Below are 13911 nucleotides of genomic sequence, written 5' to 3' on the forward strand. Positions count from 1 at the left end.
CAGGCGTCAGCCTGTCAGCCGAACCGAGATGGCGGCGAGCATCGCGTCGCGCGTCTGTTCATCGTCGGCGGCGGCGCACCCGGTCGCGAGCTTGAGCTGGTCGAAATAGAGGCCGAAGGCCGTCGCCTGGCGGTTGCGGGCGATCGAACGCTCGAACGCGTGGGCGATGCCCTCGATAGCGACGAGACGGTGCGCGACGGCCGTCGCGCGGATTTCGTCGATCGCCTCGTGCAGCGCGGGCAGCGTCATCGATCGGCAGTCCTGTTCGAGCCGCTCGATCTGGGCATGGAGGCTGGCACAAACCGGCAGGCGGGCATCGTCGCGAAGCTGCATCGTCTTGGCTCCTTGGTGTCGTGATACCGTTGTGCGCCATTATGGTTAGCAAAGTGTTAATCGGGCTCCGCAGCCGTGTCCGGCTTGACAATCCGGCGCTCGACGGGCAGATGCGCGCGCTTCGGGCAAGCGATGACTCGATATCCGTCAGCGCGCCCTGCACAGCTCATTATTTGAAAAGGTTCGGGTCATGGCCAAACCGGCGACCGTGAAAATCAAACTCGTCAGCTCGGAAGGTACGGGATTCTTCTACGTAACGAAGAAGAATCCGCGCAACCTGACCGAAAAGATGGTCATGCGCAAATATGATCCCGTCGCGCGCAAGCATGTCGAGTTCAAGGAAGCCAAGATCAAATAGGCTGGAGCGGCGCTGTCGCCGCTCGCTATCTCCGCGGGCGTTCCCGTTTTAGATCAGCGCGCGTACTTCCTCGATGAATTTCACCACCGATATGGGTTTCGAAACATAGCTTTCGGCGCCGGCGTCGCGGATTCGCTCCTCGTCGCCCTTCGCCGCATAGGCGGTTACCGCCATGATCGGGATCGCCTTGAGACCGGCATCCCTCTTCAGCGCCCCGATCAGATCGAGCCCGCTGACATGCGGCATCTGGATATCCATGATGATGAGATCGGGCACCTTCGCCTTGGCCGTCTGCAGCGCTTCGCGTCCGTCGCTCAGCGGTTCCGGTTCGAAATCATGCGCGCGCAAGAGATCGCAAAAAAGTTTTCGATTGAGATCGTTGTCCTCGACAACGAGCACCTTTTTCGCCACTTGCCACCCCGGTCGGTTGTTCGGGAAATATCTAGGCGATGATGGCGGACGATACAAATGGCGATACGCCAACCGACGCGGCGGCCCTCGCCTTGCGCGCGCTCGCCTGGGTCCTGAGCGAGGAAGACCGGGCGCAGCGCCTGTTGGCGCTGACCGGGCTGACCGCCGATCATCTGCGCGCGGCGCTCGGCGAACCCGCGACGCTGGCCGCCGTGATCGGGTTTCTCGAAGCGTATGATCCGGACCTGATCGCTTGCGCTGCGGCGATTCGATCCTCACCTGAGGACCTGGTCGCCGCACGGAGGGAATTGGAAGCATGAGCCGACCGCTCGTCATTTGCGATTGCGATGAGGTGCTGCTCCACATGGTGAGCCATTTCGGCGACTGGCTGGACGAGGCGCATGATCTCGATTTCGTGCTCGAAGGCGGCAATTTCATCGATGCCGTGCGTCCGCGCGACGGCAGCCCGCCGCTGCAGGGCGAGGAGATCCGGCCGCTTCTCAACGGCTTTTTCGATACCGAGATGCACCGCCAGACGATCGTGCCGGGAGCCAGCGAGGCGCTGGTTTCGATTTCCGAATATGCCGAGATCGTCATCCTCACCAATTTGCAGGACGAGTTTCGTACCGCGCGCGCCAAACAGCTCAGCCGGTTCGGGATCGAATTCCCGGTCCATACCAATCAGGGCGGCAAGGGCGACAAGGTCGAGCGATTGCTTGCCGAACATGCCCCGCCGCTTGCCTTTTTCGTCGACGATCTCGGCGTCCATCACGAATCGGTGGCGCGCACCGCGCCGCAGGTCTGGCGGCTGCACATGATCGCCGAACCGTCGCTCGCGCCGCACGTTCCGCCCGCCGACCATGCCCATGCGCGGATCGACGACTGGCACGAGGCCCAGCACTGGATTATTGATCGGATCACGGAAGGAGAATCGGCATGAGCGGCGAAATCGAGGCACGGCTGGCGGAGATCGGCCTGACGCTTCCCGAGCCCGCGGCGCCCGTCGCCGCCTATGTACCCGCGGTGGAGCAGGGCGGGTTCCTGCATATCTCCGGCCAGCTGCCGTTCGCCGACAATGGCGATCTGATGCTGGGCCGCCTCGGCGAGGATCGCGATGTCGCCTATGGTCAGAAGGCCGCGCGCGCCTGCGCCACGATGCTGGTCGCCCAGATGAAGGCGGCGCTCGGCGATCTCGACCGGGTCGAGCGGATCGTGAAACTCGGCGTGTTCGTCAACTCGGACGGCCGCTTCACCGATCAGGCGAAAGTCGCCAATGGCGCGTCCGAACTGATGCAGGAAATCTTCGGCGAGCCCGGGCGTCATGCCCGCAGCGCGGTCGGCGTGCCGGTCCTGCCGCTCGGCGTCGCGGTCGAGATCGATGCCATCGTCGCGGTCTCGGATGGCTGATCTCGGCTTCCTGACGCGCGCACCCTTCGCCCATCGCGGGCGGCACGGGGACGGCGTCGTCGAGAACAGCCGCGCCGCCTTCGAAGCGGCGATCGCCGCAGGCCACGGCATCGAGACCGATGTCCAGTCCAGCAAGGACGGCGTGGCGATGGTGTTCCACGACTATGAACTCGACCGGCTCACGCGAAAGACGGGGCCGGTCATCGAGCGCAAGGCGGCGAAGCTCGCGAAGATCCGTTTCAAGAACAGCGACGAAACCGTGCCGCGGCTGACCGAGATGCTCGATCTCGTGGCCGGGCGCGTGCCGGTCCTGATCGAATTAAAGGTGAAGAACCGCAAGGTGAAGAAACTCTGCCGGTCGGTCGCCGACGCGCTGGACCGTTATGACGGCGAGGCGGCGGTCATGTCGTTCAATCCCGAGGTCGGACGCTGGTTCGCCCGCAACGCGCCGTCCGTCGTTCGCGGCCTGGTCGTGACCGAGCATGACGAAGTCTCGCTGGCGGCGCGTCTCAAGGGCCCCATGCAGCGCTCGCTTTCGGTGTTCCGCGCCGAGCCCCAGTTCCTCGCCTATGACATACGCGACCTGCCGTCGGCATTCGCCGAGTCCCTGCGCCAACAGGGCATGCCGGTCGTGACCTGGACCGTCCGGACTGACGGCGAGCGGGCGTGCGCCGCCGAGGGGGCCGACCAGATCATCTACGAAAACCCGTGAGCGAGGGCGATCCCGAGCCGATCGTCGCGCGGATCGCCGACGGTGTCGGATCGCTCGACGCGGCAGAATGGGATGCCTGTGCCGGCGGCGACAATCCGTTTCTCAGCCATGCCTTCCTTTCGATACTCGAGGAATCGGGCAGCGTCTCGTCGGAAACCGGCTGGCAGCCGATTCCGGTGTCGATCGAAGGGGCGGACGGCATCCTCGACGCCGTCGCGCCGGCCTATGTCAAAAGCCATAGCCAGGGCGAATATGTGTTTGACCATGCCTGGGCCGATGCCTGGGAGCGGGCGGGCGGACGCTATTATCCCAAGCTCCAGGTCGCGGTGCCGTTCACCCCGGTGCCCGGGCGGCGCCTCCTGGCGCGCGATCCGGGCCGCAATCCCGCGCTGATCGCCGCGCTCGAGACGATCGCGCGCGACAACGGCCTGTCCTCGGCTCATGCGACCTTCATCGCGGCGGAAGAGATCGTCTGGTTCGAAAATGCCGGTTGGCTGATCCGCGAAGGCAGCCAGTTTCATTGGGAGAATGAGGGCTATGCCGATTTCGACGGTTTTCTCGGCGCGCTCTCCTCTCGCAAGCGCAAAGCGATCCGCAAGGAACGCCGCCGGGCCGTCGAGGGGCTGGAGATCGAACATGTCACGGGCGCCGACCTCAGCGAAGACCATTGGGATATCTTCTGGGATTTCTATCAGGACACCGGGATGCGCAAATGGGGGCGGCCCTATCTGACCCGCTCCTTCTTCTCCCTGCTCGGCGAGCGGATGGGCGAACGGACACTGCTGATCCTGGCCCGGCGCGACGGCGAACCGATCGCCGGCGCACTCAACCTGATCGGTGCCGATACGCTGTACGGCCGCTATTGGGGCTGTCTCGTCGACCTGCCCTTTCTCCATTTCGAGCTCTGCTATTATCAGGCGATCGACGCCGCGATCGCGCGCGGGCTGCAGCGGGTCGAGGCGGGCGCGCAGGGCGCACACAAGCTGGCCCGCGGCTATCGCCCCGTACCGACCTGGTCGGCCCATTACTTTCCCGATCCCGGTTTCCGCCGCGCGGTCGCCGATTTCCTCGCCGCCGAACGCCAGGCCGTCGAGCGCGAGATCGAGTTTCTCGGGGGAATGACGCCGTTCAGAAAGGCGGACTAGAGCGAGGTCGGTCGAACATTGGTGGTGCAGGATGGCGGACTGCCGACCATTATGCTTTAGATATCCGCGACAGCGGCAAGGGGATGTCCATGTTCAAGCGATTCTGTGCGGCCTTCTGGCTGGTGTTTGCGGTTCCGGCTTTCGCGCTGCAGGCGGACGGACCCGAGCGGTATTTCACGGGCGCCGACCTCTTCTCGCTCGAGGTTGCGGCCGATCCGCAGATTAGCCCGGACGGTCGCTGGATCGCCTATGTCCGCCGCTCCGGCGATATCATGACTGATCGCTTCCGGTCGACGATCTGGCTCGTCGACACGCGCTCAGGCGAGCAGATGCCGATCGCGGCGGGACCGGGTTCGCATATGAGTCCGCGCTGGTCGCCCGACGGCAGCAAGCTCGCCTATATCTCCTCGGCCGAAGGCGATGCCTCGCAGCTCTTCGTGCGCTGGATGGAAAGCGGGGAGGCGGTGCGGCTGACGGGATTGGCCAACGCGCCCGGCAGCATCGCCTGGTCGCCGGACGGCAGCCGGATCGCCTATGCGATGCTGGTTCCCGGGGCGTCCGAGCCGCTCGGTACGCTGCCGGAAGCGCCCGAGGGCGCCGAATGGGCGGAGCCGCTCGATGTGACGACGGCGATCGGCTATCGCGCCGACGGTGCCGGCTATCTCCAGCCGGGTTTCGAGCAGATCTTCGTGGTGCCCGCCGATGGCGGCGCGGCGCGCCAGCTCAGTTTCGGCGATTATCATCATGGCGGCCCCCTGTCGTGGACCGCGGACGGCCGATCGATCCTGTTCAGCGGCAACCGCTCGCCCGACTGGGAACTCGATCCCATCGAGAGCGAGGTCTATGCGCTCGACATAGCCACGAGCACGATCACCGCGCTGACCGATCGCGACGGGCCCGATGCGAACCCCGTCGTCTCGCCGGACGGCCGCCATATTGCCTGGCTCGGCTTCGACGATCAACGGCTCGGCTACCACAACACGCTGCTCTATGTGATGGATCGGGACGGCTCCAACCGGCGCGCGCTCACAGGCGCGCTCGACCGCAGCGCCAACAGCCCTGTCTGGTCGGCCGACAGCCGCGCCATCTATTTTTCCTATGACGATCATGGCGAGACCAAGGTCGCGCGGGTCTCCCTCTCCGGGACCGTCCGGACGGTCGCCGAGGGCCTGACCGGCGCGACGCTCGACCGGCCTTATTCGGGCGGCGCGTTCAGCGTCGCGCGGGACGGAAGCCTCGCCATCACCGGCGGCCCGGCGACGCGCCCGGCCGATGTCGTGCTCGTGCGCAACGGCGACCGCCGCCAGCTGACCCGCCTCAACGCGCACCTGCTCGATCGCAAGGCGATGGGCGAGGTCCGCCGCGTCGAAACGGCGTCGTCGCTCGACGGACGAACGATCGAATCCTGGCTGACCTTGCCGCCGGGTCATGTCGAGGGGCAGCGCCATCCGCTGATCCTCGAGATTCATGGCGGGCCGTTCGCCGCCTATGGGCCCCATTTCTCGACCGACAACCAGCTCTACGCCGCGTCCGGCTATGCGGTGCTGTCGGTCAATCCGCGCGGCTCGACTTCCTATGGTGCGGAGTTCGCGAACCTCATCCACCATGCCTATCCCGGCGATGATTACCGAGACCTGATGGACGCGGTGGATGGCGTTATAGCGCAGGGTCATGCCGATCCGGACCAGCTGTTCGTGACCGGCGGATCGGGCGGCGGCGTGCTGACATCCTGGATCGTCGGCAACACCAACCGCTTCCGCGCCGCCGCGACTCAGAAGCCGGTGATCAACTGGACGACCCAGGCGCTCGTTTCGGACATTCCGGTCTTCGTCGCCCAATACTGGTTCGGCGCGCTGCCTTGGGAGGACCAGCAGGCCTATTGGTCGCGTTCCCCGCTGTCGCTCGTCGGTAATGTCGAAACGCCGACGCTGGTCGTGGTCGGCGGCGAGGACGAACGGACGCCCGTCAGCGAAGCCGAGCAATATTATATGGCGCTGCGCATGGAAGGCGTGCCGACCACGCTGATCCGCGTGCCCGGCGCCAGCCATGGCGGGCTTGCCGCCCGGCCTTCGCAAAGCGCGGCCAAGGCGTCCGCGATCCTCGCTTGGTTCGACCGGTACCGGGCAGGGACGGGAGCAAGCGCGGCAGAATGATTTTTTAGTTTGTCGGACATACGACCGGCCTGTCGAGCATCAGATTGGGTATATTTTTCAGAATTTCGCGTTCGCGAAATCGCCGCACCGGCCCGCACCCCCTCCCGGCCTCCCATTGAGTGTACCCAGTTGGGGGCCGGGAGGGGGAGAGGGCCGGTGCCGCGCCTGAGGTGAAGCCGAGGGTCTGCAAAAGGATCATCCGACAAAAAAGGCCGCCCGAGGGCAGCCTTTTTTTGCGATCGAGATGGGCAGGAAGCGCTCTAGACGCCGTCGCGTTCCATGCGCTTGCGCTCGAGCTTGCGGGCGCGGCGGATGGCGGCGGCGCGCTCGCGCGCACGCTTTTCGGACGGCTTTTCGTAATGCCGGCGCAGCTTCATCTCGCGATAAACGCCCTCGCGCTGCAGCTTCTTCTTGAGCGCGCGAAGCGCCTGATCGACATTGTTATCGCGAACTGAAACTTGCATAAACCCGTCTGTCTCCAATCGAACCATATCGTTCCGCAGGCCGAAATTGCCGGCGGATATCAATCTCGTAGCACAAATACGATTGCACCGCGAACTTGCGTCCCGCAGCGCTTCGGATGGCCAGCTAGCAACCGGCGCGCCGGATTTCAAGCAAAAAGCGTGTGTTGCGGCTCTCGACAAGCGCGGTGCTATCGGCGAAACTGCGGCAAATTCCGCCCAACTGATGGAGATCGCGATGGCCACGACAGTCGCCCCGTCCAACGACCAGATGACCGACGGGGAATGGAAGGCCCGGCAGGAACTGGCCGCTACCTATCGCATTTTCGCGATGATGGGCTGGCACGAGGCCATCTTCAACCACATTACGGTGAAGGTTCCGAACGAGGAGGGGGCGTTTCTCATCAACCCGTACGGCCTCCATTTTTCCGAAGTGAAGGCCTCGAATCTCGTCAAGATCGATATCGACGGCAACACGCTCGGTGGCAGCGAATATCCGGTCAACAAGGCCGGCTTCGTGCAGCACAGCCTGTTCCATCGCCATCTTCCGGACGCCCATTGCATCATCCATACGCATACGACCGCGACGATGGCCGTCTGCTCGATGGAAGGCGGGCTGCGGCCGGTGAACTTCTACGCCTGCAATTTCATCGGCCGGCTGTCCTATCACGATTTCGAGGGCGTGACGGTGCGCGAGGAGGAGGGCGAACGCCTGCTCGAAAATCTCGGCAGCAATCGGATCCTGATGCTCAGAAACCATGGACCTGTCGTGATCGGGCCGACGCTTCCGATTGCGCTGATCCAATATTGGGCGTTGCAGCGGGCGTGCGAGATCCAGGTGGCGACGATGCAGGCCGGCGAACCGATCATCGTGCCTCAGGAGGTGATCGACGTCCATCAGCGCGACATCTCCCAGACCCAGGCTTCCGCCGAGCCGGGCCGGGCCGAGTTCGACGCCTGGGTCCGGCAGGTCGACCGGATCGATACGAGCTGGCGGGAGTAACGCAGCCTTGCACGCAATGAGGAGGCCGGGATGACCCGGATGACCGTTAACGGTCAGCCCGTCCATTATCGGATGGATCCGCGCACCCCGCTGCTCTGGGCGCTGCGCGACGCGTCCAATCTCACGGGTACCAAATATGGCTGCGGGATCGGTGTGTGCGGCGCCTGTACCGTCAATCTCGACGGCCGGGCGGTGCGCTCCTGCCAGATCAGCATCGCGGATGCCGAAGGCGCCTTCATCACGACGATCGAGGCGCTGTCCCGCGGGCGCGACCATCCGGTCCAGCAGGCCTGGATCGAGAACATGGTCCCGCAATGCGGCTATTGTCAGTCGGGCGTCATCATGGCCGTCGCGGCGCTGATCGACGGCAACGCCAATCCGAGCGATGACGAGATCGACGAGGCCGTCACCAATATCTGCCGCTGCGGTACCTATCCGCGGATGCGCGAGGCGATCCGGCTCGCGGCCCGGGTGTCGCGCGGCGAGGAACGGCTGGCCTCGGCGCCGCCGCCCGGCATCGATCCGGACGACGCGGCCGCCAATGTCGAGGCGCTCACCCCGCCCGACGAGGCGGAGGCGGACGATCCCGGGCGGATCGTCAGGGATTGACGCCTGTCCGCGCCGGACCGCGGCATCATTAACGAAAACTTGCTATTTCCTGACTCGCGGGTTCAGGCTCGTCTCATCGCGCATCGTCTAGCACGACATCACAGGTGGCCATTCCCGTGCCGCCACAGATGGAGTTGTGACATATGCGTATCTCATTGATCGCTTTGTTGCTGGCGGCGAGTGCGGGAACACCGGCCCTCATTGCCCCGGCGCAAGCGCAGAATTTCAGGGACGGCGATCGGGCCGTCCATACGGCGCGACCTGAGGTGGCGATGATCCAGCGCGACGACCGGCGTGCCGATCGCGCGGCCAACCGCGACAATCGCGGCGAGGCGCGTTTGGATCGCCGTCAGGATCGCCGGGCCGAACGCCGTTTCGAACGCCGTCAGGAACGCCGGATGGAACGCGGCGCTGATCGTCGGGAGCAACGGCGTGCCGAACGCCGTTTCGAAAACCGCCAGGACCGCCGCGCTGAACGGCGCGTGGAGCGCCGTCAGGAGCGGAGGGCCGAGGAGCGTTGGGATCGCCGGCAAGATCGCCGCGCCGAACGGCGCTGGGATCGCCGTCAGGATCGCCGCGCCGAGCGGCGTTGGGATCGTCGAGAGGATCGCAGGGCCGAACGACGCTGGGAACGTCGGCAGGATCGCAGGGCTGAACGCCGCTGGGAACGGCGCGAAGCCCGGCGCGACTGGCGGCGGTGGAACCGTCAGGCCTGGCGTGCCGATCGCCGGTACAATTGGCGCCACTATCGCAACTACAACCGGCACATATACCGGCCGGGTCGCTACTACGCGCCGTATCGCGGCTATCGCTACCGCCGGTTCGATGTCGGCCTGCATCTCGGCGCCGCCTTTTTCGGATCGCGCTACTGGATCAGCGATCCGTGGCGCTACCGGCTTCCGGCGGCCTATGGCCCGTATCGGTGGATCCGGTATTTCGACGATGTCCTGCTGATCGATACCCGTGACGGCTATGTCGTCGACGTGATCTACGATTTCTTCTGGTAGGTCGCATATTCCGACAGGTGCATTGCGCGGCCCGGAGCAGCATCGCTCCGGGCCGCTTTCTTTTGGGTTGCAAGCCAGTCTTGGAATCCGCAAGCTGGGGCCATTCCGGGGAGATTGCCATGCACCGCCTATTCTCGATTCTGGTCCTGCTGTTCACCGCCACTACGGCATCGGCGCAGGAGGGAACCACCGTTATCCATGCCGGCCGGGTGATTGTCGAAGCGGGCACGCCGGCGCGCGGCGTGTCCACCATCACCGTGCGGGACGGCCGGATTGCGAGCATAGCGGACGGCCATGTCGCGCCCGTTGACGGTGCGACGCTGGTCGACCTGTCCGGCCACACGGTCCTGCCGGGCCTCGTCGAGACGCATTCCCATCTGGGCGGCGATCCGGGCGGCGACTATCGCGACGAGGCGGTCGAAACGACCGAGTGGAGCGTCGTTCTCGGCATCAGGAACATGGCGACCACCGCCCGTGCGGGGTTCACGACCGTGCGGGTTCCGGGCATCGGCAATGAGGTCGGGCAGGCGTTGCGCCGGGCGACCGCCGAAGGACGGGTGCCGGGACCGCGCATCCTGACCTCTGGCCATGGCCTGTCGATTATCGGCGGCCATGGCGATGTTTCCGGTTTCCGGGCGGATGTGCTGGAGGTTCTGGACGGCCACAACACCTGCACCGGCGCGCAGGAATGCGCGACGCGGGTGCGCGAAGCCGCCCGGCGCGGCAGCGATTTCATCAAGATCACCGCGACCGGCGGCGTGTTGAGCCAGCAGGCCCGTGGCCTCGACCAGCATTTCACCGACGAAGAAATGCGCGCGATCGTCACCACGGCCCACAGCCTCGGCATGCATGTCGCCGCCCACGCCCATGGCCCGCGGGGAATCGAGGCGGCGGCCCGCGCGGGCGTCGATTCGATCGAGCATGGCACCTTTGCCGATGCCGCCGCGCTGCAGGCGATGCGGGAGAACGGCACGGCCTTCGTCCCGACTCTCATGGCCTATACCGGTATCCGCGAACGGTTGGGCACCGGCGTCTACACCCCGCAGGTGGAAGCCAAGATCCGCGAAACGCTGTCGGTCGTCGGTCAGGCGGCGCGCCGCGCGCACGAACAGGGCATCACGATCGTGTTCGGTACCGACGCCGGCGTGTTCGAACATGGCCGCAATGCCGAGGAGCTTGCGATGTATGTCGACCTAGTCGGCATGACGCCGGCCGAAGTATTGCGCTCGGCGACGGTCGATGCCGCCGAACTGCTCGGTCTGGAGGACGAGATCGGGCGGCTTGCGCCAGGCTATTCGGCGGACCTGATCGCGGTGACCGGCGATCCGCAGGCGGATATCGGGGCGCTCGACGACGTCGATTTTGTCATGGTCCGCGGCCGAACGATCGATTAGCCGCGACGCGGCCGATCCGGACTTTGCACGAATCGCGCAGTTTGATAGCGGAGCCCGCATGAGCGTTACCGACAAGGCCATCCTCGCCGAACGCAATCGCGAGATTATCGCGCATATCGAATCGCATCCCGGCGTTCAGCGGGTGCCGACGCGCAACATCGATATCTATCAGTGCCGCGATTTTCTGAACGATGCGGAATGCGCGCTTCTGGTCGAGAAGATCGACCGCGACGCGCGGCCGTCGACATTGCTGTCGAGTACCGACGATACCGAATTCCGCACCAGTTCCAGTACCGATTTCGACCGGCAGGCACCGGAAATCGACGCGATCGAGGAGAAGATCGTCCGCTTCATGGGCATCCCCAAGGAGAATGGCGAAACCATCCAGGGCCAGCGCTACGAGGTCGGCCAGCAGTTCAAGCCGCACAATGACTGGTTCTACGACAATCAGGAATATTGGAAGGCGGAGAAGCATAATGGCGGCCAGCGGACCTGGACCGCGATGGTCTTTCTCAACGACACCCAGGTTGGCGGCGCAACGCGGTTCAAGCGGCTCGGCAAGATGTTCCATGCCGAAAAGGGCAAACTGCTGTGCTGGAACAATCTGACCCATGAGGGCGAGCCCAATGAATGGTCGCTGCACCAGGGGATGAAGGTGCGCCAGGGCGTCAAATACATCATCACCAAATGGTTCCGGGAACTGCCTTGGGTGCAGGGCGGCCAGCCCAGCCGATACTAGTTTTGTCCGCCGTATCGGCGTCTGGGCAGCGGCGATCTGCCGTTTGCAGATACGCGCTGGTCCTTGGTGGATTAGCCATGGAATCGCTGCGGCGGATGGAGGATCGCATCCTCGTACAATTGGCGGCGGGCCGTCGCCTGGCGTGTAAGGGGACCGAAACAGCGGATGAGGCAGGCATTCTTCATCATCTCGATCGTGTTTTTCGTCGCGATGACGACGGTCGCGATGCGATATGATCATGGCGATGCGGGCATCCTCGCCGTCGACGCGGCGGATGCACCCGTCGCCATCGGAACCCGTGGAGACGCACAGGGAAAAATCTGCTAGGCGGCTGATATACATCCATATCTTGTTGAATTTCCGGCCCTTGCTCGCTCATCACCGGACAGCAAAAAACCGACCACTAGACATTTCCAACTGTATTGCCTAGGCAATACACAGACTTCCAGGAGCCAGAGACCATGACCCGCAAACCCGTTCACTATCTGAATGCCGCGCTGCTCGCATCGTCGGCGCTGATCGCCGTGCCGGCCCATGCCGACCATCACGCCGCGCCCGCGGCCGAGGCGTCCGACGCCGAGATGACCGAAGACCAGCGTCTTCGCGCGCTGTTCGCCGCGAGCGACGAGGACAATCTCCGCCGCAATCCGATCATGGCGATCTTCCGCGGCGACATGCGCTATGCGAACCGGATCGGCGATTTCATCACCGACGAATATTTCGACGCCGAGCGTGCCGCTGCGGTCGCCAATCTGGCCGCGCTCGCCGAGATCGACCGCGAGGCGCTGAGCCCGACCAACCGGATCGCCTATGATATCTTCCGGCTTCAAGAGGAAGAGAATGTGCGCGACGTCACGCCCGAGATGCTGGCGCTGACGGTCGTCCGCCCGGTCAACCATTTCTCCGGTTTCCATGGAAACCGGAGAAATGGTTGACCGGGCGGACGACCGTCAGCGCCAGCATCTCGGGCGTGACGTCGCGCACATTCTCTTCCTCTTGAAGCCGGAAGATATCATAGGCGATCCGGTTGGTCGGGCTCAGCGCCTCGCGGTCGATCTCGGCGAGCGCGGCCAGATTGGCGACCGCAGCGGCACGCTCGGCGTCGAAATATTCGTCGGTGATGAAATCGCCGATCCGGTTCGCATAGCGCATGTCGCCGCGGAAGATCGCCATGATCGGATTGCGGCGGAGATTGTCCTCGTCGCTCGCGGCGAACAGCGCGCGAAGACGCTGGTCTTCGGTCATCTCGGCGTCGGACGCCTCGGCCGCGGGCGCGGCGTGATGGTCGGCATGGGCCGGCACGGCGATCAGCGCCGACGATGCGAGCAGCGCGGCATTCAGATAGTGAACGGGTTTGCGGGTCATGGTCTCTGGCTCCTGGAAGTCTGTGTATTGCCTAGGCAATACAGTTGGAAATGTCTAGTGGTCGGTTTTTTGCTGTCCGGTGATGAGCGAGCAAGGGCCGGAAATTCAACAAGATATGGATGTATATCAGCCGCCTAGCAGATTTTTCCCTGTGCGTCTCCACGGGTTCCGATGGCGACGGGTGCATCCGCCGCGTCGACGGCGAGGATGCCCGCATCGCCATGATCATATCGCATCGCGACCGTCGTCATCGCGACGAAAAACACGATCGAGATGATGAAGAATGCCTGCCTCATCCGCTGTTTCGGTCCCCTTACACGCCAGGCGACGGCCCGCCGCCAATTGTACGAGGATGCGATCCTCCATCCGCCGCAGCGATTCCATGGCTAATCCACCAAGGACCAGCGCGTATCTGCAAACGGCAGATCGCCGCTGCCCAGACGCCGATACGGCGGACAAAACTAGTATCGGCTGGGCTGGCCGCCCTGCACCCAAGGCAGTTCCCGGAACCATTTGGTGATGATGTATTTGACGCCCTGGCGCACCTTCATCCCCTGGTGCAGCGACCATTCATTGGGCTCGCCCTCATGGGTCAGATTGTTCCAGCACAGCAGTTTGCCCTTTTCGGCATGGAACATCTTGCCGAGCCGCTTGAACCGCGTTGCGCCGCCAACCTGGGTGTCGTTGAGAAAGACCATCGCGGTCCAGGTCCGCTGGCCGCCATTATGCTTCTCCGCCTTCCAATATTCCTGATTGTCGTAGAACCAGTCATTGTGCGGCTTGAACTGCTGGCCGACCTCGTAGCGCTGGCCCT

At 64.3% G+C, this 13911-nt stretch carries 20 protein-coding genes; 14 read left to right on the plus strand and 6 right to left on the minus strand.

Features of this window, described 5'->3' with window-relative positions; all coding sequences use genetic code 11:
• Positions 1-6 precede the first annotated feature (6 nt).
• The gene (locus tag ACTS1X_RS03385; RefSeq protein ID WP_442612970.1) at positions 7-333 is read right to left on the minus strand and encodes a hypothetical protein; all 327 of its coding nucleotides are present in this window, start codon (positions 331-333) and stop codon (positions 7-9) included.
• A gap of 190 nt (positions 334-523) precedes the next feature.
• Here ACTS1X_RS03385 and rpmG point away from each other — a divergent pair, with 190 nt between their 5' ends.
• Positions 524-691, plus strand: a complete 168-nt coding sequence (rpmG, locus tag ACTS1X_RS03390) for a 50S ribosomal protein L33 (protein WP_116236689.1) — start codon at positions 524-526, stop codon at positions 689-691.
• 48 nt (positions 692-739) lie between these two features.
• Here the strand turns inward: rpmG and ACTS1X_RS03395 are convergent, their stop codons facing one another.
• Complete coding sequence (locus tag ACTS1X_RS03395; RefSeq protein WP_442612971.1) at positions 740-1102, minus strand: response regulator; 363 nt, start codon at positions 1100-1102, stop codon at positions 740-742.
• A 41-nt stretch (positions 1103-1143) separates the two neighbouring features.
• Between ACTS1X_RS03395 and ACTS1X_RS03400 the strand changes: the two genes are divergently transcribed.
• The 6 genes from ACTS1X_RS03400 to ACTS1X_RS03425 all read left to right on the plus strand — a co-directional run bounded on the left by ACTS1X_RS03400 (position 1144) and on the right by ACTS1X_RS03425 (position 6519).
• Complete coding sequence (locus tag ACTS1X_RS03400) at positions 1144-1422, plus strand: DUF3572 family protein (protein ID WP_442612972.1); 279 nt, start codon at positions 1144-1146, stop codon at positions 1420-1422.
• Complete coding sequence (locus ACTS1X_RS03405) at positions 1419-2042, plus strand: HAD family hydrolase (protein ID WP_442612973.1); 624 nt, start codon at positions 1419-1421, stop codon at positions 2040-2042. Before ACTS1X_RS03400 ends, ACTS1X_RS03405 begins: the two co-directional genes overlap by 4 nt.
• Complete coding sequence (locus ACTS1X_RS03410; protein ID WP_442612974.1) at positions 2039-2509, plus strand: RidA family protein; 471 nt, start codon at positions 2039-2041, stop codon at positions 2507-2509. The genes ACTS1X_RS03405 and ACTS1X_RS03410 overlap by 4 nt, the downstream gene beginning before the upstream one ends.
• The gene (locus tag ACTS1X_RS03415; RefSeq protein ID WP_442612975.1) at positions 2502-3221 is read left to right on the plus strand and encodes a glycerophosphodiester phosphodiesterase family protein; all 720 of its coding nucleotides are present in this window, start codon (positions 2502-2504) and stop codon (positions 3219-3221) included. The genes ACTS1X_RS03410 and ACTS1X_RS03415 overlap by 8 nt, the downstream gene beginning before the upstream one ends.
• Positions 3218-4366, plus strand: coding sequence for a GNAT family N-acetyltransferase (locus tag ACTS1X_RS03420; protein ID WP_442612976.1), 1149 nt, complete (start codon positions 3218-3220; stop codon positions 4364-4366). Before ACTS1X_RS03415 ends, ACTS1X_RS03420 begins: the two co-directional genes overlap by 4 nt.
• Before the next feature lie 89 nt (positions 4367-4455).
• Positions 4456-6519, plus strand: coding sequence for a prolyl oligopeptidase family serine peptidase (locus ACTS1X_RS03425; protein ID WP_442612977.1), 2064 nt, complete (start codon positions 4456-4458; stop codon positions 6517-6519).
• A 260-nt stretch (positions 6520-6779) separates the two neighbouring features.
• Here the strand turns inward: ACTS1X_RS03425 and rpsU are convergent, their stop codons facing one another.
• Positions 6780-6983, minus strand: a complete 204-nt coding sequence (gene rpsU / locus ACTS1X_RS03430) for a 30S ribosomal protein S21 (RefSeq protein ID WP_442612990.1) — start codon at positions 6981-6983, stop codon at positions 6780-6782.
• A gap of 235 nt (positions 6984-7218) precedes the next feature.
• On the opposite strand from rpsU, the gene ACTS1X_RS03435 reads away from it, so the two are divergent.
• The 7 genes from ACTS1X_RS03435 to ACTS1X_RS03465 all read left to right on the plus strand — a co-directional run bounded on the left by ACTS1X_RS03435 (position 7219) and on the right by ACTS1X_RS03465 (position 12667).
• Positions 7219-7983 (plus strand): class II aldolase/adducin family protein, encoded by a 765-nt coding sequence (locus ACTS1X_RS03435; protein WP_442612978.1) that lies wholly within the window; start codon positions 7219-7221, stop codon positions 7981-7983.
• Between the two features lie 30 nt (positions 7984-8013).
• A complete protein-coding gene (locus ACTS1X_RS03440; protein ID WP_442612979.1) occupies positions 8014-8592 on the plus strand; it encodes a (2Fe-2S)-binding protein in 579 nt (192 codons plus the stop codon).
• A gap of 143 nt (positions 8593-8735) precedes the next feature.
• The gene (locus ACTS1X_RS03445) at positions 8736-9599 is read left to right on the plus strand and encodes an RcnB family protein (RefSeq protein ID WP_442612980.1); all 864 of its coding nucleotides are present in this window, start codon (positions 8736-8738) and stop codon (positions 9597-9599) included.
• 119 nt (positions 9600-9718) lie between these two features.
• Positions 9719-10993, plus strand: coding sequence for an amidohydrolase family protein (locus ACTS1X_RS03450; protein ID WP_442612981.1), 1275 nt, complete (start codon positions 9719-9721; stop codon positions 10991-10993).
• 58 nt (positions 10994-11051) lie between these two features.
• A complete protein-coding gene (locus ACTS1X_RS03455; protein ID WP_442612982.1) occupies positions 11052-11732 on the plus strand; it encodes a 2OG-Fe(II) oxygenase in 681 nt (226 codons plus the stop codon).
• A gap of 165 nt (positions 11733-11897) precedes the next feature.
• Entirely contained in the window at positions 11898-12059 is a 162-nt protein-coding gene (locus ACTS1X_RS03460; RefSeq protein WP_442612983.1) for a hypothetical protein, read from the plus strand.
• A 134-nt stretch (positions 12060-12193) separates the two neighbouring features.
• Positions 12194-12667, plus strand: a complete 474-nt coding sequence (locus ACTS1X_RS03465) for a hypothetical protein (RefSeq protein WP_442612984.1) — start codon at positions 12194-12196, stop codon at positions 12665-12667.
• Here ACTS1X_RS03465 and ACTS1X_RS03470 read toward each other — a convergent pair.
• The 3 genes from ACTS1X_RS03470 to ACTS1X_RS03480 form a co-directional block, all read right to left on the minus strand.
• Entirely contained in the window at positions 12624-13097 is a 474-nt protein-coding gene (locus ACTS1X_RS03470) for a hypothetical protein (RefSeq protein WP_442612984.1), read from the minus strand. The two genes, ACTS1X_RS03465 and ACTS1X_RS03470, sit on opposite strands and share 44 nt — an antisense overlap.
• Before the next feature lie 134 nt (positions 13098-13231).
• Entirely contained in the window at positions 13232-13393 is a 162-nt protein-coding gene (locus tag ACTS1X_RS03475) for a hypothetical protein (protein WP_442612983.1), read from the minus strand.
• 165 nt (positions 13394-13558) lie between these two features.
• Positions 13559-13911, minus strand: a 353-nt coding sequence (locus ACTS1X_RS03480; RefSeq protein ID WP_442612985.1) for a 2OG-Fe(II) oxygenase, incomplete at its 5' end; no start/stop codon positions are given.

The sequence above is a fragment of the Parasphingopyxis sp. genome, assembly GCF_052168275.1.
Taxonomy (GTDB): domain Bacteria; phylum Pseudomonadota; class Alphaproteobacteria; order Sphingomonadales; family Sphingomonadaceae; genus Parasphingopyxis.